The organism is Streptomyces sp. NPDC059874, assembly GCF_042731135.1.
Classification (GTDB): domain Bacteria; phylum Actinomycetota; class Actinomycetes; order Streptomycetales; family Streptomycetaceae; genus Streptomyces.
Map to the genome: position 1 here is coordinate 30,109 of NZ_JBHWJY010000052.1, position 24,734 is coordinate 54,842.

18 protein-coding genes are annotated in these 24,734 nt (G+C 74.3%); 5 read left to right on the forward strand and 13 right to left on the reverse strand.

Annotation, left to right across the window (positions count from 1 at the left end; translation table 11 throughout):
* Positions 1 to 70 precede the first annotated feature (70 nt).
* The 6 genes from ACFV9H_RS26600 to ACFV9H_RS26625 all read right to left on the reverse strand — a co-directional run bounded on the left by ACFV9H_RS26600 (position 71) and on the right by ACFV9H_RS26625 (position 4,826).
* On the reverse strand, positions 71 to 196 hold the full coding sequence (locus ACFV9H_RS26600) for a hypothetical protein (RefSeq protein ID WP_385402738.1): 126 nt from the start codon (positions 194 to 196) through the stop codon (positions 71 to 73).
* A 359-nt stretch (positions 197 to 555) separates the two neighbouring features.
* Positions 556 to 843 carry a hypothetical protein gene (locus ACFV9H_RS26605; protein ID WP_385402741.1) on the reverse strand — a complete coding sequence of 96 codons (288 nt, stop codon included), beginning with the start codon at positions 841 to 843 and terminating at the stop codon, positions 556 to 558.
* The gene (locus tag ACFV9H_RS26610; RefSeq protein ID WP_385402744.1) at positions 840 to 1,478 is read right to left on the reverse strand and encodes an RNA polymerase sigma factor; all 639 of its coding nucleotides are present in this window, start codon (positions 1,476 to 1,478) and stop codon (positions 840 to 842) included. The genes ACFV9H_RS26605 and ACFV9H_RS26610 overlap by 4 nt, the downstream gene beginning before the upstream one ends.
* A 44-nt stretch (positions 1,479 to 1,522) precedes the next feature.
* Positions 1,523 to 2,275 carry a DUF4097 domain-containing protein gene (locus ACFV9H_RS26615; protein WP_385402747.1) on the reverse strand — a complete coding sequence of 251 codons (753 nt, stop codon included), beginning with the start codon at positions 2,273 to 2,275 and terminating at the stop codon, positions 1,523 to 1,525.
* Positions 2,276 to 2,339: 64 nt separating this feature from the next.
* On the reverse strand, positions 2,340 to 3,200 hold the full coding sequence (locus ACFV9H_RS26620; protein WP_385402749.1) for a sulfurtransferase: 861 nt from the start codon (positions 3,198 to 3,200) through the stop codon (positions 2,340 to 2,342).
* Between the two features lie 294 nt (positions 3,201 to 3,494).
* The gene (locus tag ACFV9H_RS26625; RefSeq protein ID WP_385402751.1) at positions 3,495 to 4,826 is read right to left on the reverse strand and encodes a hypothetical protein; all 1,332 of its coding nucleotides are present in this window, start codon (positions 4,824 to 4,826) and stop codon (positions 3,495 to 3,497) included.
* Positions 4,827 to 4,928: 102 nt separating this feature from the next.
* On the opposite strand from ACFV9H_RS26625, the gene ACFV9H_RS26630 reads away from it, so the two are divergent.
* The 4 genes from ACFV9H_RS26630 to ACFV9H_RS26645 all read left to right on the forward strand — a co-directional run bounded on the left by ACFV9H_RS26630 (position 4,929) and on the right by ACFV9H_RS26645 (position 11,644).
* Positions 4,929 to 5,480, forward strand: a complete 552-nt coding sequence (locus ACFV9H_RS26630; RefSeq protein ID WP_385402754.1) for a hypothetical protein — start codon at positions 4,929 to 4,931, stop codon at positions 5,478 to 5,480.
* Between the two features lie 224 nt (positions 5,481 to 5,704).
* Positions 5,705 to 6,445 (forward strand): response regulator transcription factor, encoded by a 741-nt coding sequence (locus ACFV9H_RS26635; RefSeq protein WP_385402756.1) that lies wholly within the window; start codon positions 5,705 to 5,707, stop codon positions 6,443 to 6,445.
* Entirely contained in the window at positions 6,442 to 7,512 is a 1,071-nt protein-coding gene (locus ACFV9H_RS26640; protein ID WP_385402759.1) for an ATP-binding protein, read from the forward strand. The genes ACFV9H_RS26635 and ACFV9H_RS26640 overlap by 4 nt, the downstream gene beginning before the upstream one ends.
* Before the next feature lie 271 nt (positions 7,513 to 7,783).
* Positions 7,784 to 11,644: a multifunctional oxoglutarate decarboxylase/oxoglutarate dehydrogenase thiamine pyrophosphate-binding subunit/dihydrolipoyllysine-residue succinyltransferase subunit gene (locus ACFV9H_RS26645; protein WP_385402761.1), complete on the forward strand. Its 3,861-nt coding sequence runs from the start codon at positions 7,784 to 7,786 to the stop codon at positions 11,642 to 11,644.
* 256 nt (positions 11,645 to 11,900) lie between these two features.
* Here ACFV9H_RS26645 and fxsT read toward each other — a convergent pair whose 3' ends face one another.
* The 6 genes from fxsT to ACFV9H_RS26675 form a co-directional block, all read right to left on the reverse strand.
* The gene (gene fxsT / locus ACFV9H_RS26650) at positions 11,901 to 14,903 is read right to left on the reverse strand and encodes an FxSxx-COOH system tetratricopeptide repeat protein (protein ID WP_385402763.1); all 3,003 of its coding nucleotides are present in this window, start codon (positions 14,901 to 14,903) and stop codon (positions 11,901 to 11,903) included.
* A 64-nt stretch (positions 14,904 to 14,967) separates the two neighbouring features.
* Positions 14,968 to 16,224: an aKG-HExxH-type peptide beta-hydroxylase gene (locus tag ACFV9H_RS26655; protein ID WP_385402766.1), complete on the reverse strand. Its 1,257-nt coding sequence runs from the start codon at positions 16,222 to 16,224 to the stop codon at positions 14,968 to 14,970.
* A 997-nt stretch (positions 16,225 to 17,221) separates the two neighbouring features.
* Positions 17,222 to 17,425, reverse strand: coding sequence for an FxSxx-COOH cyclophane-containing RiPP peptide (gene fxsA / locus ACFV9H_RS26660; protein WP_385402768.1), 204 nt, complete (start codon positions 17,423 to 17,425; stop codon positions 17,222 to 17,224).
* A gap of 85 nt (positions 17,426 to 17,510) precedes the next feature.
* Complete coding sequence (locus ACFV9H_RS26665; protein WP_385402770.1) at positions 17,511 to 20,738, reverse strand: SAV_2336 N-terminal domain-related protein; 3,228 nt, start codon at positions 20,736 to 20,738, stop codon at positions 17,511 to 17,513.
* Between the two features lie 6 nt (positions 20,739 to 20,744).
* Positions 20,745 to 21,812 carry an AAA family ATPase gene (locus ACFV9H_RS26670; protein WP_385402772.1) on the reverse strand — a complete coding sequence of 356 codons (1,068 nt, stop codon included), beginning with the start codon at positions 21,810 to 21,812 and terminating at the stop codon, positions 20,745 to 20,747.
* A gap of 32 nt (positions 21,813 to 21,844) precedes the next feature.
* Positions 21,845 to 23,932 (reverse strand): trypsin-like peptidase domain-containing protein, encoded by a 2,088-nt coding sequence (locus ACFV9H_RS26675; protein ID WP_385402774.1) that lies wholly within the window; start codon positions 23,930 to 23,932, stop codon positions 21,845 to 21,847.
* A 117-nt stretch (positions 23,933 to 24,049) separates the two neighbouring features.
* Here ACFV9H_RS26675 and ACFV9H_RS26680 point away from each other — a divergent pair, with 117 nt between their 5' ends.
* Positions 24,050 to 24,238: a DUF6104 family protein gene (locus ACFV9H_RS26680; RefSeq protein ID WP_030709801.1), complete on the forward strand. Its 189-nt coding sequence runs from the start codon at positions 24,050 to 24,052 to the stop codon at positions 24,236 to 24,238.
* A gap of 99 nt (positions 24,239 to 24,337) precedes the next feature.
* Here the strand turns inward: ACFV9H_RS26680 and sodN are convergent, their stop codons facing one another.
* Positions 24,338 to 24,733 carry a superoxide dismutase, Ni gene (sodN, locus tag ACFV9H_RS26685; protein ID WP_030709803.1) on the reverse strand — a complete coding sequence of 132 codons (396 nt, stop codon included), beginning with the start codon at positions 24,731 to 24,733 and terminating at the stop codon, positions 24,338 to 24,340.
* Position 24,734: the final 1 nt, after the last annotated feature.

Below are 24,734 nucleotides of genomic sequence, written 5' to 3' on the forward strand. Positions count from 1 at the left end.
TATGCCGACTCAATGCATCTGCGCGGCCCAATGTTCCCCAACGCCCGTTCGCCGGGGGCGAACAGCCCGATCAGCCCTCCGGCTCGTCCGGCATGGACGGCAGGCCGAGGACCCGGCAGGTGCCGGGCCCGCCGGGGAAGACCACGGCCCGGCCGTCCGCGCGGACGCAGGCGTCCAGGAGCGGCACGTTGCCCACGCCGGGCGCCAGGCGCGGTGTGTTCTGCGGCTCCCCGGGGTCGGGGCGCCCTGCCCGTCCCGGTTCGATCCACTTCCACTGCCACAGGTCGGCGCAGGTCCCGAGCGCGGACTGCCCGGAGCGGACGGCGCCCGGATCCGGCTCTCCGGGCCGGGCCCCGAGGAAGGTGTCGACGCGGGCCTCGGTCCTCGGGTCCGCCTCGCTGTAACAGGTGACGATGCGCGGGTTGCCGGCCGGCGGCTCGCCGTCGGCCAGGCCGGTGGCCCCGGGCGCGGCCGCGGCGCGGGCGCGGTCGGCCGGGTAGGGGTGGCCGGGCGGGCGCCAGGAGCGCCCGCCTGGGTCCGGGGGCCCGCCCGGCTTTACCTGGTGCCGTGGGGGGGGGGCCGGGCGGGCGGCGCGCGGCCGGCCCGGCCGGGGGCGGCGGCCCCCCCGGGGGCCACGGCCAGTACGGCCGGTACGGCGAGCCAGGCCGGACGCCTGAAGCGCACCCCGAAGCCCGTGCCCCGGCGGTCGATCTCGTCCATCAGGCGCCCCTCGATCAGGAGTCGGCGGTCGGGCGGCAGGGCCGGGTCGCCCGGGGCCGGCAGCAGCCGGGCCAACTCCGCGAGGTCGAGCGGCTCCTGCCGTCGCCACGGATTGAGCGTCATCGGTTCCACCTCTTGGTCGACCGGACCGCTGCGGCGCGGTCACCCCGTACTTGTCCGCCGGCGGCCGGGGGTTCCGCCGGGCGGGCACCTTTCGCCAACTCCTGCGCCGCGAGCCTCCGCAGCCGGTCGCGGGCCCGGGAGAGCCGGGAGCGCACGGTGCCGACCGGGATGCCCAAGGCCTCGGCCGCCTCCGCGTAGCCGAGGCCGGACCAGACGACGAGGGTGAACACCTCGCGCTCCGCCCGCCGCAGCCGACCGAGCGCCAGGTGGGCGGCCGCAAGCTGCTCGGCGTCCGCCAGCCGCCCGACCAGCTCGTCGGCGAAGTCCGGCACGGCCGTCGGGTCGGGGAGCCGGAGCAGTGCCCGGTCGTAGCGGCGAGCGGCGCGGGAGGTGTTGCGCAGCACGTTCGTCGCGATGCCCATCAGCCAGGGGCGGGGGCTGCCGCCCTCGTCGCGGAGCTTCGCCCGCAGCCGCCAGGCCTCCAGGAAGGTCAGCGAGACCACGTCCTCGGCCAGGGCCCGGTCGCCGGTCGTCCGGACCGCGTGCCGGTAGACCAACCGGGCGTGGGCCGCGAACAGTTCGCGGAACGCCTCGGGGTCCCCGTCCCGTACGCGGGCGTGCAGAGTGAAGTCCACACCCGATGTTGTCCGCCCGGGCGCGGCCATTCCCGTGACCTGCGTCACACGGCGGAGATGTGCACGTCCCCCGAGGTGGTCTTCGCCGAGAGGCCGGCGGGGGCGGCGGGGTCCGAGGGCAGGGAGACCTCGCGGGCGCCGGAGGTGGTGGTGACCGCGAGCCGGTACGGGGCCCGGGGGACCTTCAGGGTGACGTTGCCCGAGGAGGTTTCGGCACGTACGGAGGACGGGGCCTTCGTGAAGTCCAGGCGGGTGTCGCCGGAGTCCGAGTGGACGTCCGCGTCCGGTCCGGACAGGCCGGTGGCGGTGATCGCGCCCGAGGACGTACGGATCTTCAGCGGGCCGGCGATCCGGTCGGCGGTGACCTTGCCGGAGTCCGCCCGCACCTCGGCCGCGGCCACGCCCGTCACCGAGATGCGGCCGCTGCTGCTCTTCAGCTTGACCGTGGCGGCGGCCGGGACCTCCAGGCGGTAGTCGACGTAGCAGGTGGAGGTGGCGGAGGGGCAGCCGTCGGTGAAGGTCAGCACGCCGTCGGCGACCCGCCGGCCGGGCGTCGGCGTGGTGTCGCCGCGGTAGTGGACGGTGCGGCGGACCGTGACGCCGGGGCCGGTTCCGGGGGTGACCTCGATCGAACCGGCCCGGGCGTCGTCCACCTCCACCGAGGTGACGGGCTCGGCGACCGTGTCGTCGGCGGTCGCCGTCTTCTTCGGCCCGTCCCCGAAGGAACAACCGGCCAGGAGGAGTCCGGCCCCCAGGGCGACGATCGCGATGCGGGCTGACGCGGTGTGAGAAGTCATGCCTCGATGCTCGCGCGGGACGGCCGCGCAACCGATGGGGCCGGTACCCGGACCCCGGGTGGGGTTAACCCCCGGCTCCCCTCCCAGGCGTGGTCACGGGGAGCTCCGACGGCATGCCCCACTCGCTCCACGAGCCGTCGTACACCGCCAGCTCCTCGTACCCGGCGAGGTCCGCGCCGAGGGCGAGCACGCAGGCCGTCACGCCGGATCCGCAGCTGAAGTAGAGCCGCTCCCGGTCCCCGGTCAACGCTTCGAAGGCCTCACGGAGTTCCCCGACCGGGCGCATCAGGCCGTCGGGCCCCTGGAGTTCCCCGAAGGGGAGATTGAGCGCGCCCGGCATGTGGCCGGAGCGCAGCCCCGGGCGGGGCTCCGGGGCGGTCCCGGCGAAGCGCCCGCGGGTGCGGGCATCGAGGACGGCGGCGGCCGGATCGACCAGGGCCGCGGCCACGGTGGCGCTGTCGACCAGGAGCCCGGGACGCGGCCGGGCGGTGAAGGAGCCGCGCGGGCCGTCGTAGGCCGGGCCGGTGTCCTCGACGGGCAGACCGGCGGCCGTCCAGGCCGGCAGCCCCCCGTCCAGCACCGCGGCGCGGTCGAAGCCCATGGCGCGCAGCATCCACCAGGCGCGGGCGCTGGAGTAGACGCCGGCGCCGTCGTAGACCACGACGGTGGCGTCGTCGTCCACCCCGAGGGCCCGCATCTCCTCGGTGAACTCCCCCACGCCCGGCATGGTGTGCGGGGCCGCTGCCGCGTGGTCGGACAGGGCGCCGTCGAGGTCGAACGGCCGGGCGCCGGGTATCCGCCGGGGCGCGGCGCGGTGGGCGCCGACGGAGGCGTCGAAGAGGACCAGCCCGGGCTCCCCCAGCCTCCCGGCCAGCCAGTCGACCCCGACGAGCGGGCCGGGTACCGGGATCTCGGGTGCGGGCATCTGGGCCTCCGGGGGTGGGTACGGGGGGTCGCCCCATCCTCGCGCACGGGGCCACAAGTCGTGGCTGGGGTCCGGCGTTTGGCTGCGGGCGGTGTGCCGCTGCGCGGAGCTGGTCGCCGACCCGCCCTTCCACCGTTCCCAGGGCGCCGCCCTGACCCGCGCCTCAAACGCCGGCGAGGCCGGGTCGGCTGCGAGTCGTACCGGTCGGGGTCGGGGACGGGGCAGCCGCCCTCCCCCGGCACGACCCGAGGCACCGACCCCGGCCCCCCGCAGCCACCCCACCGGCACCGCCGTTCAGCCGCACCCGCCCGGCCTGGCGTACACCGCCACCCGGGCCCCCCGCACCCCCGTCACCGAGCAGCGCTCGAACTCGGCGGCCAACGCTTCCCGCTTGGCCGCCTCTCCCGGGTACGGATCCAGGGGCTGGTCGGCCGGATCCATCAGGGCGATCACCCGGGGCGAGGCGAGCAGGGCCGCGCGGATCGCGTCCGGCGGCAGTTCCGTGCCCTGGAGGCTGTGCGAGGCCGCCGGGGTGCGGGCGAGGGCGACGTCGCGGAGTTCCCCGTACAGCCCGGGCGAGGACAGCAGCCACTCGCGCCGCCGCGAGGGCATGAACACCACCGCGTCCCCCGGCTCCGCCCGTTCCCGGACGGCGGCCGCCACCGCGAGAACGTCGTCCTTGCGGCTGTCGGGCGTACGGAGCCACACCGACCACCACCCGAACGGCACGAGGAGCGCCCCGACCAGCAGCCACGGCCACCACCCGCGCGCGGCGGCCGGCCGGGCTCCCGCCAACCGGGCTCCCGCCAGCAGGGCGAAGCCGGCCAGCGCGTAGAGCACGTACCGGTCGACGTACCAGGGGTGCACGAGGGAGACCGCCATCAGCAGCCCCGGCGGCAGCAGCGCGAGCGGCAGCGCCACCCGTACGAGCTCTCGCTCCGCTCCCCGCGCGAGCAGCAGGCAGCCGAGCGCGAGCACCCCGTACGCCGTCCAGTCCTGCCACGACGGCCGGCCGAGCCAGCCCAGCTGCTGCTGCGCCTGCCGCGCGCTCACCAGGGCCAGCGGCAGCAGCAGCGCCGCGACCGCCCCGGCGGCGACGCGCCAGCCGCGCGAGCGCCACGCGGGGAAGGCGTGGGCGAGCAGGGCCAGCGCCGCGAACTCGTGCAGCCAGCACCCCAGCAGCAGCACCACCGCGTACGAGGTCCAGCGCTCGCGCAGCATCAGGTACGTCGCCCACACCACCGCCGCCGCGACGAGCGCGTACGAGCGCCCCTCCTGGGCGTACATCTGCACGGGCGGGAGGAGGGCGTACCCGAGGCCGGCGAGCAGCGCGGTCCGCTCCCCCGCGAGCCGGTGGGCGACGGCGGCCACCCCGGCGGCGGCGAGGGCGGTGGCGGCGACGGAGGGCAGCCGCAGGGCCCAGAGGCCGCCGTCCCAGGCCAGGAAGACCCCGTGCATCAGCAGGTAGTACAGGCCGTGTACGGCGTCGACCTCGCCCAGCAGCTGCCAGATCCCGCCGAGCGGCCGGTGGGCCACCTGCCAGGTGACGGACTCGTCGCGCCACATGCTGCCGCCGCGCTCCAGGCCCCAGAGGCCGAGGAGGACGGCGAGCAGCGGAGGCAGCACGCGCCAGGGGGCGATGCGGCGGATGTCGGCCTCCGGGTGCTGTCGTTACGGGTGTGGGGACTCCATACTCGGGGTTCGGCCCGAGTACCTGCGGAGGTGGGTGTGCGCGCGTTCCGAGCGGTTGCGGCGGTACTGCTGAGTGCGGTGGTCCTGGCGGGGTGCGGGCCGTCCGGCTCGTCTTCCGGCACGCTGACCGGCTCGCCTTCCCGCGCGCCGTCCGAACCGTTGTCCGGCCCGCCGTCCGGATCGCCGTCCGCTTCGCCTTCGGCCACCGCCACCGCCGCCGCGAGCCCCACCGCCGGCACGTCCCCCGACGCCGCCGAGACCCTCGTGCGCGTGACCCGCAGCGGAGGCTTCGCCGGTCGGACCCACACCGTGATCGTCAAGGGCGACGGCTCCTGGACCCGACTCGACGCCAAGGCCAAGCCGACGGGGACCGGAAAGATGTCGCCGGAGGACCTGGACGCCCTGCGCGCCGCCCTGAAGAAGGCCGACTTCCCGCACCTGCCGAGGGTCTCGACGGGGGGCCCGGTGGTCTACGACGGATACATGTACGCGTTCGTCCACGGCGGCTTCGAGGTGGCCACCGACGACGGGTCCATGCCGCCCGCGCTGGCGGGCGTACTGAGCGCGCTCCCCGGGTTCGAGGGGTAGTCCGGACCCTGGCCAGAGCCCCGGCCCACGCCCGGCCGGCCCCGGCCGATACCCCCCACATACCGCCCCCCATCTGGACTTTCGATACAAACCGGCATGTGGGAACCCTGCGTAGCCGCGGGCTGGAGCCTCCTCTACGCTGCACCCCTGACACACGGGATCAGAAGGATCAGCGGGATCAGCGGGATCAGTACGGATCAGCACGGTCGGCACCGGGACGGGACATGGAACAGACACACACCACCCACAACGGAGCCTCGGCGACACCTGGCGCCCAGCGGCGCGTACTCGTCGTCGAGGATGACCGGACCATCGCCGAGGCCATCGCGGCCCGCCTGCGGGCCGAGGGCTTCCAGGTGCAGACGGCCTCGGACGGCCCGGCCGCCGTCGCCGCGGCCGAGACCTGGCTCCCCGAGCTCCTCGTCCTCGACGTGATGCTGCCCGGCTTCGACGGGCTGGAGGTCTGCCGTCGGGTCCAGGCCCAGCGCCCGGTCCCGGTGCTGATGCTCACCGCCCGGGACGACGAGACGGACCTGCTGGTCGGGCTCGGGGTCGGCGCGGACGACTACATGACGAAGCCGTTCTCGATGCGCGAGCTGGCCGCCCGGGTGCACGTGCTGCTGCGGCGCGTGGAGCGGGCGACCCTCGCCGCGCACACCCCGCGCGGGGCCACCCTGCGCCTGGGCGACCTGGAGATCGACCACGCGCAGCGCCGGGTCCGGGTGCAGGCCGAGGACGTGCACCTGACGCCGACCGAGTTCGACCTGCTGGTGTGCCTGGCCGGGACCCCGCGGGCGGTGCTCTCCCGGGAGCAGCTGCTGGCGGAGGTCTGGGACTGGGCCGACGCGTCGGGGACGCGTACGGTCGACAGCCACATCAAGGCCCTGCGCCGGAAGATCGGCGCCGAGCGGATCCGTACGGTCCACGGCGTCGGGTACGCCCTGGAGACCCCGGCGCAGGCGTGACCGGCCGCCGGCCGCCGGGGGAAGGGCTGCGGCCCTTCTCGCCCTTCTCGATCAAGACCAAGCTGGGCACGCTCGTGGTGGTCTCGGTCTTCATCACGACGGGCCTGCTGCTGGTGGCCCTGCGCACCGAGACCGAGCTGCGCTTCATCACGGTCTTCTCGGTGATCGCCTCGATGCTGATCACGCAGTTCGTGGCGCACAGCCTGACGGCGCCGCTGGACGACATGACCACGGTGGCCCGGGCGATCTCCCACGGCGACTACACCCGGCGGGTGCGCGGGGCGGGGCGCCGCGACGAGCTGGGCGACCTGGCCGCCACGATCAACCTGATGGCGGACGACCTGGAGGCGGTGGACCGGCACCGCAAGGAGCTCGTGGCCAACGTCTCGCACGAGCTGCGCACGCCGATCGCCGCGCTCCGCGCGGTCCTGGAGAACGTGGTCGACGGGGTCTCGGCCGCCGATCCGGAGACCATGCGCACGATGCTGAAGCAGACCGAGCGTCTGGGCCGGCTCGTGGAGACCCTGCTGGACCTGTCCAGGGTGGACAACGGGGTGGTCCCGCTGAAGGCGCGCCGCTTCGAGGTGTGGCCGTACCTGTCGGGCGTCCTGAAGGAGTCGGGGCTGGCGGCGGCCGGCCGGCCGGGGCTGCTCTCCGGTTCGGGCGGGCACACCCGCAACGACGTGCACCTGCACCTGGACGTGCACCCGCCCGAGCTGACGGCGTACGCGGATGCCGAGCGGCTGCACCAGGTGGTGGCGAACCTGATCGACAACGCGGTCAAGCACAGCCCCCCGCACGGCCGGGTCACGGTCCGCGCCCGGGGCGGCGACGCGCCCGGGAGCCTGGCTCTGGAAGTACGGGACGAAGGGCCCGGCATCCCGGAGGCCGAGCGCGCCCGGGTCTTCGAGCGGTTCAACCGGGGCAGCGCGCGCGGCGGCGACGGCGGTACCGGGCTGGGCCTGGCGATCGCGCGCTGGGCCGTGGAACTGCACGGGGGCCGGATCGGAGTGGCCGAATCGTCACGGGGCTGCCGCATCCTCGTCACGCTTCCGGGCAGCTCATAGGCGCCGTGTTGACGTAGGGTTCGAGTGGGAAGGACATGATCTCGGCCACACGTACCCGGGGTCCGTCAGGGGTGCGAAGCCATGGGGGCCGCAACCTCGGTGCCCCCTACCCGAACCACGCTTGTTTCCCGCCATTCCAGACGGTGAAACCCGCCGTTCGATGTGACCTACATGACGGATCTCCCGCCTGGTCTGCATCTCACGGCCCAGGAGGCGTAGCCTTTATTCCCGCTGTCCATACCTTGTGAAGCGGAAGAGGGCGGTTGCCGCCGTGTCGCCACAGTCCCCCAGTAACCCGAGCACCACGACCGAAGCAGCAGAAGGCGGGAAGAACCCTGCCTCAGGCTTCGGCGCGAACGAGTGGCTCGTCGACGAGATCTATCAGCAGTACCTCCAGGACCCGAACTCGGTCGACCGGGCCTGGTGGGACTTCTTCGCCGACTACAAGCCGGGGGGCGCTGCCGCTCCGGTCAAGGCCGAAGAGCCCGTGAAGACCCCGACGACGGATGGCGCCTCCGCACAGGCCGCCACCACCGTCGCAGCTCCTCAGGTCGCCGACGCCGCCGCCACGGGGGCGGCTCGCGCCGCAGCGCCCGCAGCGTCGACTCCTCCGCCTGTGTCAGCTCCTGCCCCTGCTCCTGCCACCCCCTCTGGTGCCCCTGCTGTGACTGTCACCTCCCAGGCCCCGGCCGCCGCACCGGCCGCGCCCGCCCCCTCCGTAGCCCCCCAGAAGGCCGCGCCCGCCACCGAGGCCCCCACGGGCCCCGAGCTGGTGACGCTCCGCGGCCCGGCGGCTGCCGTAGCCAAGAACATGAACGCCTCCCTCGAGGTCCCGACGGCCACGTCCGTCCGCGCCGTCCCGGTGAAGCTGCTGTTCGACAACCGCATCGTCATCAACAACCACCTCAAGCGCGCGCGGGGCGGGAAGATCTCCTTCACGCACCTCATCGGCTACGCGATGGTGCAGGCGATCAAGGCCATGCCGGCCATGAACCACTCCTTCGCGGAGAAGGACGGCAAGCCGACCCTGGTCAAGCCCGAGCACATCAACTTCGGTCTCGCGATCGACCTGGTGAAGCCCAACGGCGACCGCCAGCTCGTCGTCGCCGGCATCAAGAAGGCCGAGACCCTCAACTTCTTCGAGTTCTGGCAGGCCTACGAGGACATCGTCCGCCGCGCCCGCGTCGGCAAGCTGACGATGGACGACTTCACCGGTGTGACGGTCTCCCTCACCAACCCCGGCGGCCTGGGCACCGTGCACTCCGTGCCCCGCCTGATGCCCGGACAGTCGGTCATCATGGGCGTCGGTTCCATGGACTACCCCGCCGAGTTCCAGGGCACCTCGCAGGACACCCTGAACAAGCTGGGCATCTCGAAGGTCATGACCCTGACCTCGACCTACGACCACCGGGTCATCCAGGGCGCGGCCTCCGGCGAGTTCCTGCGCATCGTCGCGAACCTGCTGCTCGGCGAGAGCGGCTTCTACGACGACGTCTTCGAGGCGCTGCGCATCCCGTACGAGCCCGTGCGCTGGCTCCGGGACATCGACGCCTCGCACGACGACGACGTCACGAAGGCCGCCCGCGTCTTCGAGCTGATCCACTCCTACCGGGTCCGCGGCCACGTCATGGCCGACACCGACCCGCTGGAGTACAAGCAGCGCAAGCACCCCGACCTCGACATCACCGAGCACGGCCTCACCCTGTGGGACCTGGAGCGCGAGTTCGCGGTCGGCGGTTTCTCCGGCAAGTCGATGATGAAGCTCCGTGACATCCTCGGCGTGCTGCGCGACTCGTACTGCCGCACCACCGGTGTCGAGTTCATGCACATCCAGGACCCGAAGCAGCGCCGCTGGATCCAGGACCGCATCGAGCGCCCGCACAGCAAGCCGGAGCGCGAGGAGCAGCTGCGCATCCTGCGCCGGCTGAACGCGGCCGAGGCCTTCGAGACCTTCCTGCAGACGAAGTACGTCGGCCAGAAGCGCTTCTCCCTGGAGGGCGGCGAGTCCGTCATCCCGCTGCTCGACGCCGTCATCGACTCGGCCGCCGAGGCCCGCCTCGAAGAGGTCGTCATCGGCATGGCCCACCGCGGCCGCCTGAACGTCCTGGCGAACATCGTCGGCAAGTCGTACGCGCAGATCTTCCGCGAGTTCGAGGGCAACCTCGACCCGAAGTCGATGCACGGCTCCGGCGACGTGAAGTACCACCTGGGCGCCGAGGGCACGTTCACCGGCCTGGACGGGGAGCAGATCAAGGTCTCGCTCGTCGCGAACCCCTCGCACCTGGAGGCGGTCGACCCGGTCCTGGAGGGTGTCGCCCGCGCCAAGCAGGACGTCATCAACAAGGGCGGCACGGACTTCACCGTCCTGCCGCTGGCCCTGCACGGCGACGCGGCCTTCGCCGGCCAGGGCGTGGTCGCCGAGACGCTGAACATGTCGCAGCTGCGCGGTTACCGCACCGGCGGCACCGTGCACGTGGTCATCAACAACCAGGTCGGCTTCACCGCCGCCCCGGAGTCCTCGCGTTCCTCGATGTACGCGACCGACGTGGCCCGCATGATCGAGGCGCCGATCTTCCACGTGAACGGCGACGACCCGGAGGCCGTGGTCCGCGTTGCCCGTCTGGCGTTCGAGTTCCGCCAGGCGTTCAACAAGGACGTGGTCATCGACCTCATCTGCTACCGCCGCCGCGGCCACAACGAGTCCGACAACCCGGCGTTCACGCAGCCGCTGATGTACGACCTGATCGACAAGAAGCGCTCGGTGCGCAAGCTGTACACCGAGTCCCTCATCGGTCGCGGCGACATCACGCTGGAAGAGGCCGAGCAGGCGCTGCAGGACTTCCAGGGCCAGCTGGAGAAGGTCTTCGCGGAGGTCCGCGAGGCCGCCACGCAGCCCGCGCTCGCCCCGCCGGTCTCCCCGGCCGCGCAGGCCGAGTTCCCGGTGACCATGAACACCGCGATCTCGCAGGACGTCGTCAAGCGGATCGCCGAGTCCCAGGTCAACATCCCCGAGGGCGTCACCGTCCACCCGCGTCTGCTGCCGCAGCTGCAGCGCCGCGCGGCGATGATCGACGACGGCACCATCGACTGGGGCATGGGCGAGACCCTGGCCTTCGGTTCGCTGCTGATGGAGGGCACCCCGGTCCGGCTGTCCGGCCAGGACTCCCGCCGCGGCACGTTCGGCCAGCGCCACGCGGTCCTCATCGACCGGGAGACGGGCGAGGACTACACCCCGCTGCTGTACCTCTCGGACGACCAGGCCCGCTACAACGTCTACGACTCGCTGCTCTCCGAGTACGCGGCCATGGGCTTCGAGTACGGCTACTCGCTGGCCCGCCCGGACGCGCTGGTCCTCTGGGAGGCCCAGTTCGGTGACTTCGTCAACGGCGCGCAGACCGTCGTCGACGAGTTCATCTCCTCGGCGGAGCAGAAGTGGGGCCAGACCTCCGGCGTCACCCTGCTCCTCCCGCACGGCTACGAGGGCCAGGGCCCGGACCACTCGTCCGCCCGCCCGGAGCGCTTCCTCCAGCTGTGCGCGCAGAACAACATGACGGTCGCCATGCCGACCCTGCCGTCGAACTACTTCCACCTGCTGCGCTGGCAGGTCCACAACCCGCACCACAAGCCGCTGGTCGTCTTCACGCCGAAGTCGATGCTGCGTCTGAAGGCCGCGGCGTCGAAGGCGGAGGAGTTCACGACCGGTTCGTTCCGTCCGGTCATCGGTGACACGACGGTGGACGCGAACGCGGTCCGCAAGGTCGTCTTCTGCGCGGGCAAGGTCTACTACGACCTGGAGGCCGAGCGGGAGAAGCGCGGCATCACCGACACCGCCATCCTCCGCATCGAGCGCCTGTACCCCCTCCCGGGTGCGGAGCTCCAGGCGGAGATCGCCAAGTTCCCGAACGCGGCCAAGTACATCTGGGCGCAGGAGGAGCCGGCGAACCAGGGTGCGTGGCCGTTCATCGCGCTGAACCTGATCGACCACCTCGACCTGGCGGTCGGCGCGGACGTCCCGGCGGGCGAGCGCCTGCGGCGCATCTCGCGCCCGCACGGCTCGTCCCCGGCGGTGGGCTCCGCGAAGCGCCACCAGGCGGAGCAGCAGCTCCTGCTGAACGAGGTCTTCGAGGCCTAGTCGCTGCGCGGCTCAGCAGTACGGAAGGCCCGGCCCCTCTCGGGGGAGCCGGGCCTTCCGGCATCGCAGCCCCGCCGACGTAGAACCCGGCTCCGCCGGGCACCGGGCTCCGCCCGGACCCGCTCCTCAAACGCCGGAGGGCTGGATTGGGCGGACGGCATCAGCCAAATCCAGCCCCGCCGGCGTTTGAGGCGCGGGGTCTGGGGCGGAGCCCCAGCGGCGGAGCCGCACCCGGCCTCGCACCGCCCGGCCAGGGCTACGGCTGGGGCTCGAAGTCCCAGTACGGGCGGACGCGTTGTTTCGCGGAGATGGTGTGGACGTGCTGGGCTCCCAGGGTGCGGGTCAACGCCTTGATGCCCGCGTCCTCGTGCTTGGCCGCCTCCTCGTCCTCGCGGACCGAGCGCAGGTCCGCCGCCAGGGCGATCTGCGCGCTCAGCGTCATCGGATGGTCCGGCCCGAGGACCTGTTCCGCACCCCGCAGGGTCTCCCGGCTCAGGGACAGCGCGTCCTCCCGGTGCCCGGTGATGTTGCGGTGCCCGGTGGCGTTCAGCGCGCAGCCCAGCGCCCACGGATGCCGGTCACCGACCGCGCCCCGCATGCCGACCAGCGCCTGCTCCGCGAGGGACAGGGCTTCCGCCCGTTCGCCCTGGGCCCGCAGGATCAGGCCCAGGTTGCCCACCGTGCCGATGCTGTACGGGTGGGCGAGGCCGAGTTGCGACTGGTAGCCGCGGACCACGTCCTCGGAGATCCGGCGGGCCTCGCCGACGTCCCCGTACTCCCTCAGATAGGTCGCGTAGTCGGAGGCCACCATCAGCGTCCACGGGTAGTCGACCCCGAAGACGCGCGTGGCCCGCTCCCACACGATCCGCAGCCGCCGGCCCGCGCCCGCGATGTCCCCGGAGCGGCGCAGGCACATCCCCAGGTTGTGTTCGGCCCGCAGGGTCTGCGGGTGGTCGAGGCCCAGTACCTGCGTGTTGACCTTGAGGCCCTGTTCCTGGCGGGTCTGCGCCTCCCGGTAGCGGCCCATCAGCCGCAGCCCCATCGCGCAGGCGATGCCCGAGGACAGGGTGGAGATGTGGTGGGCCCTCAGGACGCGCTCGCGGCGGCGCAGGGTGTCCAGGTCGAGGTCGTAGGAGTCCTGGTAGCGGCCGAGGAGGCGGTAGGTGGCGGCGAGGTTGTTCTGGGCGGCCAGGGTGGTGGAGTCGTCCTCGCCGAGCAGTTCGCGGTAGGTGGTCAGGCAGTGCTCGAAGATTTCCCGGGCGGGCTCGAACTTGGCGATGCACAGCAGGACTCCGCCGTACGAGCTGGTGGCGCGCAGGGTCTCCAGGTCGCGGTCGCCGCGCTCTTCGGTGAGTTCGGCGGCGCGGGCCCGGGTGAGGGTCTCGGCCCGCCGGAACAGGCCGAGGTTGCGCAGGGCTCCGCCGTACTGGTAGCTGAGCTCGCGGACCTTGGGGTGGTCCTCGCCCAGCATGTTCCGCCAGACCTGGTCGGTCTCCTCGGACAGTCGCAGGCAGGTGCGGTACTCCCCGGCGAGGATGAGGTAGCGCAGGCAGTGCAGCAGGAAGGTCTGGATCCGCGGGTTGCTGCTGGTGATGACCCCGGACGGGCCCAGGTGCGGGACGAGTTCGGCGTACCGGGGCCAGAGCCGGGAGTCGGAGGGCCGGCCGGGGTCGGCCGCGGCGAGGACCTGGCGGACGGCGCGGGAGAGCGGTCCGGCCTCCTCCTCGGAGAGGTTCTCGCGGACGATGCCGTGGACCATGCGGTGCAGTTGTACGGTCTCCAGCCCGCCGCCGCCCTCCTCCACGGGCAGGTCCGAGTACTCCAGGCGGACGACGGAGAACTGGACGAGTTTGTTGAGGGCCGCGTTCCACCGGATCTGGTCGTTGATCAGCCCGGCGAGCTGTTCGGGCACGTCGTCGGCGGGGAATTCGCGCAGCAGCCGCAGCGGCACGGGCCCGGGGGCGAAGAAGACGAACAGCCGCAGCAGGGCGAGGGCGTCGGGGAAGTTCTCCCGCACGTTGTTGAGGAGTATGGCCAGCGCGGTGGGGAAGGGCAGCGGGTAGTCGTCGGAGACGGTGACGGCCTCGCGGGAGTCCAGTCGGCGCTGGAGCAGCGCCAGGTAGTCGCCGACCGTCAGCGGGGAGTCGGCGAGCCAGCCGGCGGTCTGGTCGAGGGCGAGCGGGTAGTCCTCCAGGGCCTCGGCGAGTTGGTCGGCCTCGTCGGGGCTGAGCCGGCGGGCCCGGCGGCGGATGAAGGTGACGGACTCGGGGCGGGCGTAGAGCGGGACTTCGACGAGGCTGGTGTGGCGGGCGGCCCACTCGCGGTTGCGGGAGGTGATGATGACGTCGCCGGCGCCGGAGGGCAGCAGGTCGATGAGGTCGTCGGGGTTGTCGCAGCCGTCGAAGACCATCAGCCAGCGGCTGTACGGGGATCCGCGCCGCAGCGCTTCCAGCACGGCCCGGATCTGCTCGCCGTAGCTGCCCGCGCCGCGCGGCAGTCCGAGCGCGGGGGCCAGATCGGCGAGGCGTTCGCGCAGGGTGGGCCGGTCTTCGGCGGGGACCCACCACACCACGTCGTACTCGGAGGCGAAGCGGTAGGCGTACTCGGTGGCGACCTGGGTCTTGCCGACGCCGGAGAGCCCGAGGAGGGTGACGGTGGAGGCGCCGGTCGGGGCCTCGGCGAGGGCTTCGCGCAGGGTGCCGATGACGTCGTTGCGGCCGGTGAAGCGGGGGTTGCGACGCGGGACGCGGCCCCAGATCTCGGGCGGGTCGTTGGGGAAGCGGGGGCCGCGGCGGCCGGTCTCGGTGCCGATCCGGTCGGTGGACAGCTCCAGCCGGCGCAGCACCCGGTACTCGGCCTCGTACGCGTCGAGGCCCCACAGGTCGGTCTTCTCCAGGACGGCCACGGCGGTGGGCAGCGGCGCGTCGGTGAGGCAGACCGCCGCGAACCGGTCGGGGTGCCGGTCGGTGACCGCGCGCAGCGCCGTGTTCCACTCCTCGTCGGTGTGGGTGCCGGCGGAGAAGTAGCGCTCGCTGAGCACGAGGACGACCCGGCTCCCGGAGCGGGCGAGGTCGTCGAGGGCCTGGTCGAGGCCGGCGCTGTTCTGCGGGTCCCAGCGCTGGAGGGACGCGCGGTGGCCGTGCTCCTCCAGGCGGTGGGCGATCCACACGGCCCAGGGGCGGTTGAAACCGGCGAAGCTGATGACGAAGCGCTGCGGCCCAGCGGCTGGGCCCTGGTCCTGCCGACTACCGGTGGTCATGCGACCGTCTCCCTGGAATCCGGGCAGTGGACGGGGTTGAAAACCTACCGCAGCGGACGGCCCGTCAACCTTGTGCGAACGGCACGAGTTCGGGGTGTGCCTCGCACCAGGCGGCGCGTTCGCGGTCGACGGCCCGGCGGGCGGCGGCGTGCTGGTCGCCGGGGGGCGGGAGTTCGTCCATGGCCCGTTCGGCGGCGGCCATCGCGTCGGTGAACTCCCGTCCGGCGGACGTCAGTCGCTCGTGGGCGCGCAGTGCGGGCAGTACGGCGGCCACCTGGGCGCGGATCCGGGCGTGCTGGGCCCAGGCGCCGCGCGCCCCGTAGAGGGCGGCGCGCTGCCAGTACCCGGCCAGGGCCAGGTGGGCGTAGGTGCCGTGCAGGAGTCCCTCCAGCGGGCGGGGGTCGCTGCGCCAGGGGGCCCAGTGGCGGGGCGTGCGGTCGGCGGTGTGCAGGGTCAGGACGTCGGTGAGGGCGGTCAGCTTGCCGTGCTGCACCTCGTGGACGAGGGTGGCGGCCAGCGCGGGCGGGGCCTGCGCGCGGGCCAGGACGGAGCCGGCGGCCGCGGGGAGGGTCGCGCCGCTGGAGCGGGAGCCGCCGCCGAGCGGGACGACGGAGCGCAGCAGTTGCACGGTCTCCTGCGCGCGGGTGGTGTCGTAGCGCTGGAGCAGGGTGAGCGCGCCGGTCCACTGGGTGTCCCAGCGCTTGTGTCCCTTGGGCGTGAGCCGGCGGGCGGGGCGGGCGGGCGCGGGGCGCGCGGGGCCGGGTGCCCGGTAGGGGTCGAGGTCGTCGAGGGCGGTGCGGCCGCCGGGCAGGGCGTGCAGGGGCAGGGTGGCCGGGTCCGCGGGGTCCCAGGAGCGTTCGGTGAGGGCGAGCGGGCCGGTCCGGTCCGGGCGCAGCAGTCCGAGGGTGGGCAGCACGAGCCGTCCGTGCAGGGGCCGCAGGGTGTGGGTGAAGGCGATCCGGGCGCGCAGGGCGGCGGCTGCGGCGAGGGCTCCGAGGTGGCCGAGGTCGGGCGGCGGCCCCGACGGGGCGTGCAGGCGGCGCAGGGTCTCCTCGGCCCACACCCCGGTGGCCGGGTAGTGCAGTACGTCGCGCACCGCGTCCGGGTCGTGGCGTTCGGCCTCCTCCAGGAGGGCCCAGTGGTCGGCGGCCTCCCCGGAGCGGCCGCCGGGGGCGGCGTCGAGCACCGCGCGCAGCAGGAGCAGCCGCTTGGAGCGGCGTACGTCGCGCACCAGGCGGGTGCCCTCCGCGGTGGGCTCGGTGGAGGCGAGGGCGCGCAGGGTGGAGGAGGGGACGTGGAAGGCGGCGGGGGCGGCGGTCACGAGGCGGCCCTCGATCGCCGGCGGGGCCGGGTTTGCCCCTGGGGCGGGACCGGCCTGGTCGGGGCGGCGTCGCTGCCGGGGCCCCGCCGCGTGCCTCCCGGCGGGGCCGGGTTGTGCCCCCTGGCCGGGACCGGCCTGGTCGGGGCGGCGCTGCTGCCGGGGCTCCGCCGCGTGCCTCCCGGCGGGGCCGGGTTATGCCCACTGGCCGGGACCGGCCCGGTCGGGGCGGCGCTGCTGCCGGGGCTCCGCCCCGGACCCCGCGCCTCAATCGCCGGCGAGGCTGGATTTTCCTGGGCCGGGACCGGCCGGGTTGGGGCGGTGCCCCGCCGGAGCATCTCCTCGTCCTCGCGCACTGGGCAGGTGCTTCGACAAGTGAGCGTGGTTGCGCGCTCGTCCTGCGGGGACACTCCGCCGTGTCCCCACCCCAACGGCACGCTCCCGGCCCAACGGGGCGGGGTTTTGGCCGTCGGGGGGAGCGGGGGCACTGCGGGGCGTCCCCGCAGGACGAGCGCGCAACCATCCTCCCCATCGAGCCGTGCCCCAGTGCGCGAGGACGAGGAGACGCCCCGGAGGGACACCGCGGACCAACCCGACGGGCCAAGACCCCGCCCGGGGGCACCACCCCAGCCCCGCCGGCGTTTGAGGCGCGGGGTGTGGGGCGGAGCCCCACCAGCCGGGCCGCAGACGCCCCGGAGGGACACCGCGGACCAACCCGACGGGCCAAGACCCCGCCCGGGGGCACCACCCCAGCCCCGCCGGCGATTGAGGCGCGGGGTGTGGGGCGGAGCCCCACCAGCCGGGCCGAGGGGCACGGGGGCGGGGCGGTCCGCGGGGTGCGGGCTCCGGTCGGTGGGCAGCACGGGATCGCTCGTGATCGTTCGGCTCATCGCTGCACCTCCCCGCTGCGGACGGTCCATCCCTGCCCCTCGGCAGGTGCCGGCTAACGGCGGAAAGTGGTCAACCCGTTCAACTCGCTTTCAGGCGAGGTGGATCGGGATCACGCGTGATCGGACGATCCCGGGTCGTCGTAGGCGTTCAGGATTTCGGCCGGATGGGTCACGCGCTCGACCATGCCTTCGATCACGTGGGCGAGCACGGAATCGTCGATCCCGCGCAGCGCGGCCAGGTCCAGCCCGGAGAGGTCCGGCAGCCTTCCAGAGCACTCGCGGCTCGCGACTGCCTCCTGACGCTGAGTCACCATGGGCTGCCCGTCCCCCTGTTGCCTCGGATTGCTTCGCCTTCGATGGTCCACTGCCCTTTCCCTTCCCCTGGCGTGCGGAAACTGCTCAGAGGTCTGCTTCCAGGGCGCGAGTGCGGGCGCGCAGGGCCTCGCGCCGCTCCTCGTCGGCGCCGATGGCGGGGCCGAGTCGCGCCCACAGGTCCAGGGCGGAGCGGTACGCGTCCAGGGCCGCCCGGGGTCGGGCCAGCCGCTCCAGCACCGCCCCGCGCAGCTCCTGCACGCGGGCCGCCAGCCGGACGGCGGTGTCCGCACGCTCCGCCTGATCCACCGGCTCGGCCCGGTCTGCCTCCAGGGCGGCCCGCCAGGCCCGCCGGTAGGAGTCCGCGGCCCGGTCGAGGCGGTCCAGGGCCCGGGTGTGGGCGTGGATCTCCTGCTGTACGTCGCCGTGGTCCCGCAGGGCGCGGGCCCGGTCGAGGGGGCTCCGGCTCTGCCGGGCGGCCAGTTCCAGCAGGTGCTCCGCCTCCAGCAGGTCCACCGGGTCGCCCTCGTAGGCGTGCCGCAGCCGCAGCCCGGTGGCGAGGCGCCGCAGCCGGTGCGCGGCCCCCGGGTCGGATTGCGGGACCGCGGCCCGGCTGTCGCGCAGTACGCGCACGGCCGCGCCGGTGAACCGCCGCCCGTCGGCGGCCCGTGCCCGCTCCAGGAGTACGTCGCCCCATTCGGGCAGCAGTTCCCCGAAGACCTCCGCGTCCCGGGGGATCAGTCGCCGGGCCCGGCCGTACGCCTCGGCCGCGTCCTCCAGCGCCACCGGGTCGGCGTCCCGCGCGTACCGCGCCCGGTGCACCCGGGCCTGGCACACCAGGGCGGCCACCCGCAGCTCCGGATCCCCGTCGGCCTCCTCCAGGGCGGTTCCCAGTTGCCCGGCCGCCTCTCCCAGCCGCCAGGGCAGGTACCGCAGCGCCCCGGCCAGCTCCACCCGCACCCCCGCCACGCGCCGTCGGGTCCGCTCCGCGTCGTGCAGGGGCGCGGGGACGCCCAGGAAGGCCGTCAGGGCGGAGGTCAGACGGGCGGCGGATTCCTCGGCCAGTGGCGTGCGGTCGGCCGGGGACCGGGCGTGCGACAGGAGGGCCAGCAGGACGCGGCCCAGGGCCAATTGCAGCTCCGGGTGCGGGACCGGGACCGGGCCGGGGGCGGGGGCGGGGCCTGCCAGGGGGTCGAGGGCAGCGCGTGCCTCGCGCAGGGCCGTGGGGTCCTCGCGCAGGGCGCTCAGCCGGATCAGGGTCTCGGCCCGCCGGACCGCGCAGTCGCGGCGCAGCTCCGGGTCCGCCTCGCCGGCGCCCGCCGCCGCGAACTCCCGGTCCGCCGCGGCCAGCAGCTCCGCGTCGGGCGCGCCCGCCAGGGCCCGTTCGTACAGCACCCGGCCGCGGGCGGCCCGCGCCGCGGCCGTCCGCGTACCCGTCAGGGCCCGCTCGGCCTCGGCCAGCAGCTCCGGGTCCCGCTGGGCGGCCCACAGCCTCAGCAACGCCCCGGCCAGCTCGGTCTCGGCCTCCTCCGGCGGGTCCCCGGGCCCGGCCGGGGCCGCCACGGCCCGCCGCAGTGCCGCCACGGCCTCGTACAGCGCCCGCGCGTCCCCGCTCCCGTCCCCGTCCGCCAGCCGGTCCCGCGCGGCCCGCACCGCCCGGGACCGCTCCGGCGGCGCCGGCTCCCGGATCCCCGGGCCCTCTTCCGGGATTCCGGGCAGGTAGCGTCGTACGACCTTCGCGGAGACCTCGGCGAAGGCCCGCGGGAGCCGCCCCGTCGGGGCGCCGGCTCCGTCCACCGGGGCGTCCGCGGCCGGCGCCGGCGCCCCCGTGAGCTGCGAGACGGCGAGCGCGGGGAAGTTCCGTACGCCCCGCCCGAAGTGCGCCAGTACGTACTCCGAGCAGTGCTTGAGCACCAGCGCCGCCTCGTCCCGTCCCAGCGGCCCCAGCAGTACGTCCTGCACCCCCGGTACGAACTCGTACCACTGCCCGAACTCCGGCCCGCTGCGCCGCAGCAGCCCGCTGAGCAGCACCTCGGCCAGGTCGGACGGCTCCGAGTCCGGCAGCATCGTGCGCTGCACCAGCCGCATCACGGGCAGTGTCAGCGGCGCCGCCGACAGGTACACCGCGAGCTGTACGGCCCGGGGCGCGGCCGAGGACCGGAACCGCGCCACGAGTTCGCGCGGCGGCCGGGCGGCCCTCGGCTGCGGCGGGGGCGTGCCCGGGTGGTCGGCCAGCACCCGGCCCACCTCGGCCGGCACCGGCCCGCTGCCCAGCCCCGCGACGAGCCGGGCCCATGCCCCGAGGGCGGTCGCGCTCGGCGGCAGCACCGGCACGGTCAGCCCGCCCGTGGGCCGTCCTGGCAACGGCTTGCGGTCGGACCGGAACCTCAGCTTCCCGCCGGCGCCCTCGATCCGGGCGAGCGTGCCCCGCTCGGTCGGCAGCCAGCTGCGCCCCCACAGCCGCTGCGGCAGCGGCTGGACGACCACGCACGGGGTGCATTCGGCCCAGCGGTGCAGGAGGCGCTGCGCCGAGCCCTCGCGCCACATCGGGCCGGCGCAGTCGGAGACCACCATGGTCAGGGCCCGCCCGGTCGGATCGCGCAGCTGGTCCCCGGAGCGCAGTCCGGCTCCCGCGACGGGCCCGCGTCCGAGCACCACCGTGCCGTCCCCGAGCCGGTGGAGGTAGTGCACCTGGACGTCCCGGAAGGCACCCAACCGCTCGCACACGGAGCGTAGTTCCTCGAACATGTCCTGCCAGACGGCCATCGAGGGCGAGGCGTCCATCACCAGCCGTACGGTCGCCTCGCGCCGGCTCTCCGGTCTGAGCACCGGGATGACCAGCCCGAGGGCCCGCGCGCTGGCCTCGGCGGTGGCCGGTTCGTCGAGCACCCTGCGGGTGGGCGGGGCGGGCGGCCGGTGCCGCTGGAGGGCGCGCAGGGCCCGCTGGATGTCGAGGATGCGCGGCAGCGCGGCAGCGCCCGGCACCCTTACGGGCACTCCGGACTCCCCCGGGAACTCCGCCCCGTCCGCCTCCGCTTCGGTGGGTCGGTGCGCTCCGGGCGCGTAGAGCCTGACCTGGTCCTCGGCCTCCGGTTCCGGCCGCTCGGGCTCCACCGGCGGCGGCCCGACCGGTTCCTCGGCCTCCGCCTCGGGGGCGGGCACCCGTGCGGGGGCCGCCTGCGGCCCTTCCGCCGGCCGCCGCATCCGCCCGGCCAGCCACAGCGCGTCGGCGATCTCCTCGGCGGACGGGTCGAGTCCGGCCGCGCCCAGCAGCGCGGCGAGTTCACGGATACGGGGTGCGGCGGGATCAGGCACGGCCGGTCACCTCGGGCGGTCGAGGCGCTGGATGAGCAGGTCCGCGAGGTCCTCCCGGGTGGGCGGGGCGGCGTAGTGCGTCAGGTAGACGGCGTTGAGCAGTTGGTCGGCGGCGACCAGCTCCGACTGGGAGCGGCTGAGGAACTCCCGGATCAGGTCGGCCCCCAACCGGGCGGCCTCCTCCCCGAGGTGGGCGCGGACCATGGTGGCGAGCCGCTTCTCGCCGGGCTGCCCGAGCTTGAGCTGGATGCAGCGGCGCAGCAGGGCGGCCGGGAAGTCCCGTTCCCCGTTGCTGGTCAGGATGATGAAGGGGAAGGCGCGGCAGCGCACCCGGCCGCCGCGGACGGTCACCTTCGCCCCGTCGTCGGTGAGGACCCGCACCTCGGGCTCGGTGTCGGCGACCCGTTCCAGTTCGGGGAGGGCGAACTCCCCCTCCTCCAGCACGTTCAGCAGGTCGTTCGGCAGGTCGATGTCGCTCTTGTCGAGCTCGTCGATCAGCAGCACGCGGGGCCGCGCGCTGGGCAGCAGGGCGGTACCCAGCGGCCCGAGCCGGATGTACTTCCCGATCCCGGGCGCGCCGCCCGGACCGCCGCCCGGACCACTGCCCTGTCCGCCGCCGTGTCCGCCGCCCTGTCCGCCCCCGCCGGCCGCGATCTGTACGTCCTGGAGGCGCGCGAGGGCGTCGTACCGGTACAGCCCGTCCTGGAGCACGGTCCGCGACACCACCGGCCAGCGCAGCACCCGCCCCAGCTTCAGCTCGTGGGCCACGGCGTGCGCGAGCGTTGACTTCCCGGTGCCGGGGAAGCCCGTGACGAGCAACGGCCGCCTCAGGTACAACGCGGCGTTGATGGCTTCCAGTTCCTCCGGCTCGGGCCGGTGCAGCTCGGCGGCCTGCCGGTGCGCCCCGAGGCGCCTCGCGATGGCCCCGTCGGCCGCGCCGGACCCGGCTGCCGGGCCGTCGGGCTCCTCCACCGGAGCGCCGTCGAAATCCCGCCAGGGCGGCGGGTCGGGCAGCGCGTCGATCCCGTCATGGGGCTCGCCGACACCGCGGTAGATGAGCCACTCGTCATTCATTTGACGCTCCCCTGTTCGAATCCGCCGCGCCGTCACAAGTCGCCTTGCAGAGGTTCGTCGTCCGGCAGCGGCCGCGCCGGGTCCTCCCACACCAGTCCCGATCCGGCGGCCCAGTACGCGTCGGGGTCCGCCCCGTACATCCGCCCGCGCAGGGCCTGCAACCGCCGCGGCAGCGCCTCACCCCGGTCGGCGTCGGCCAGTTCCTCCCGCTGCCCGCGGTGGAAGGGCGCGCACGGGGCTCCCGGGTCGGCCGGCGGCCGGCGGATCACCACGACGCCGTACCCGAGGTCCCGCACCGCGTGCAGCGAGCCGAGGGTCGGTTCCCGTTCCGCTGCCCGGCAGTGCACGGGCACGGTGTGGTCCGGGAGCCCGGCCAGCCACTGCGGCGACGGGCTGCGCGGCCGGCCGCGTACGCAGTCGCCCCGTTCGGCCAGGAGCGGTCCCGCGAGCACCCTGGCCCACCGGGCGGCGGCCTCGGGCGTCGCCGCCCGGCTGCCGGCCGCCCACCGGAAGACCACCGGCCGCTGCACCCCGACCGGTACACCCCCGACCAGCCTCCAGTCGTCCACGGCCGTCCCGAACAGTTCGGGGTCGACGGCGACTTCGAGGACGCCGGTCACCTCGTCGGTGTCGGTACGCCGGAAGGCCTCGGCGAGCGGGGCCCGCAACACCTCCGGCAGCTCCCGCATGGAGGCCCGTACGCCCGAGTCCACCGGTGTCAGCCGCCCCGGGTGCGCCGGGCCGGCGAGCACCGAGACCCGCCAGTCGTAGACGTCCTGCTCCCAGGCGTGCGCCCACAGCTCCAGCAGGGCGGATGCCCCGGTCGGCAGGCCGGCCGACGGCCGGGCCGCCGGGCCGCGCACGACCCGCCGGGCCAAGGCGTTGATCCGCCCTTCGCGCGCCACCAGTCCCTGCTCGCGGCGCTCGCCCAGCTCCCGCCGCTGCGGGCGCCACAGCCTCCCGGCCGCGGCCCGGGTCCAGTCCCACAGCTCCTCGTCCGCGCCGGGGGCCGGCGCCTCGCGGTAGTCGGCCACGCTCACGTCCGTGGCGTAGCGGAGCATCCCCATGACCTCCCCCGCCCCGCCCGGCGGGTCGTACAGCATTCCCACTCCGTCGCGCCAGCTCAGCGGGGCGGGTGGATGCGGATCCGGCTCCTCCCCGCGGGCCGCCTCGACCAGGGCGCGGACGTCCTCGGAGGAGCCGGGCGGGGGGAGTTCTGCGAGCAGCCCGAAGAGCGTGGTGCGTTCGCCGGGGGCGAGCCGACCGCGCCCGCCGTACGTTCCGCCGTACGGGTCGCCGTCCGGGGCGGCGAGTTCGTCCTGCACGTCCGTCCAGGTCCGGCGGGTGCCGAGGTCGCTGAGGTGCTCGTCGTAGTGGTGCAGGTCGTGGGCCTGCACGACGCGGTGGTAGAGCCCGCTCTGCCCGTGCCCGCCGGACGGCAGGGTCCGCAGCTGCACCACGGACACGGCGAGCCCGCCGCCGCCGGTGTGCCGGCGGGCCTTGACCACGCCGACGACCTCGCCGCGTACGAGGTCCACCACGGGTCCGCCGGACATGCCGGGCTCGATCTCGTCGTCGTCGCCGAGCCGGATCGCCGCGCCGTTGCCCGCGCTGCCGCGCAGCCGGGTGGTGCGCCCGGTGATCTCGGGCGTGCCGAGGTCCTCGGTGCAGCCGAAGTAGGCGACCTCGTCGAAGCGGGGCCTGGAGCGGTCGGTCAGCCAGACGCAGGCGTGCGAGACGGGCGCGAGCACCTTCACGAGCGCCAGGTCGGGCAGGTCCCACAGGGCGCCGCGGGCGGGGCGCCGCTCGTCCAGCCGCTCGGGCAGCACCCGCTCCACGCGCCCCACGACCGTCCCGGTCGCGCCGTTGCCGCCGGAGGAGAAGGTGATGCCGACCTCGCGCCCGGTGATGCGCATGGTGGCCCCACCCCCTTCGCCGACCACGTGCGCGCACGTCAGGACCCAGCCGGGGGCGATGAAGAAGCCGCTCCCCCAGGTGGTCCCGGGCCCAGTGGACCCATACCCGCCCGGGGGCGCGTGGACGCGTACGGTCGCCGCGAGAACGAGGGGTTCCAGGAGCTCGAAGGCGCGCCCGGATCCGCCCGTGCGCCCGTCCGTCATTCGCGCCCCCCGCTCGTGAGGCGTAAAGGCTAGCCCCGGGGGAACGGCGGACGGGAGGTCCGTGCCGGCCCGCGGATTATCCTGGCGGGAAACACACCCTTGGACACGGAGCTCGACTTGTACTTCACCGATCGCGGCATCGAGGAGCTGGAGAAGCGGCGCGGCGAGGAGGAGGTCACCTTCGAGTGGCTCGCCGAGCAGCTGCGCACCTTCGTCGACCTGAACCCGGACTTCGAGGTCCCGGTGGAACGCCTGGCCACCTGGCTGGCCCGCCTGGACGACGAGGACGACGACGCCGACGAGTGAGCAGTCGTGGAGACGAGAACGGCCCGGCTGCCGCGAAGGCAGTCGGGCCGTTCTCGTTCGCGCTCTGACCAGCAGCGCGGGGAGGTGCAGGGCGCCGGATCAGGCGGCCTTGGTCTCCCAGAAGATGCGGTCGATCTCGGCGATGAGCTCAAGGGCCTTCGCGCCGGTCGCCGGGTCGTTCGACGCCTTGGCGGCCGAGAGGGCCTTCAGGGTGTCGTTGACCAGGGTGTGCAGCTGCGGGTACTTCTCGAAGTGCGGGGGCTTGAAGTAGTCGCTCCACAGCACCGAGACGTGGTGCTTGGCGAGCTCGGCGCGCTGCTCCTTGATGGTGATGGCGCGCGCGCGGAAGTCGGCGTCGTCGTTGGCCTGGTACTTCTCCTGCACGGCCTTGACGGACTCGGCCTCGATGCGGGCCTGGGCAGGGTCGTACACGCCGCACGGAAGATCGCAGTGGGCGGAGACCTTCGCCTTGGGGGCGAAGAGGCGGGAAAGCATG

Coding starts and splice junctions, on each gene's coding strand:
- ACFV9H_RS26605 (WP_385402741.1), bottom strand. CDS start 843: ATGACGCTCAATCCGTGGCGACGGCAGGAGCCGCTCGACCTCGCGGAG.
- ACFV9H_RS26615 (WP_385402747.1), bottom strand. CDS start 2,275: ATGACTTCTCACACCGCGTCAGCCCGCATCGCGATCGTCGCCCTGGGG.
- ACFV9H_RS26620 (WP_385402749.1), bottom strand. CDS start 3,200: ATGCCCGCACCCGAGATCCCGGTACCCGGCCCGCTCGTCGGGGTCGAC.
- ACFV9H_RS26635 (WP_385402756.1), top strand. CDS start 5,705: ATGGAACAGACACACACCACCCACAACGGAGCCTCGGCGACACCTGGC.
- fxsT (WP_385402763.1), bottom strand. CDS start 14,903: ATGACCACCGGTAGTCGGCAGGACCAGGGCCCAGCCGCTGGGCCGCAG.
- fxsA (WP_385402768.1), bottom strand. CDS start 17,425: ATGGTGACTCAGCGTCAGGAGGCAGTCGCGAGCCGCGAGTGCTCTGGA.
- ACFV9H_RS26670 (WP_385402772.1), bottom strand. CDS start 21,812: ATGAATGACGAGTGGCTCATCTACCGCGGTGTCGGCGAGCCCCATGAC.
- ACFV9H_RS26675 (WP_385402774.1), bottom strand. CDS start 23,932: ATGACGGACGGGCGCACGGGCGGATCCGGGCGCGCCTTCGAGCTCCTG.
- sodN (WP_030709803.1), bottom strand. CDS start 24,733: ATGCTTTCCCGCCTCTTCGCCCCCAAGGCGAAGGTCTCCGCCCACTGC.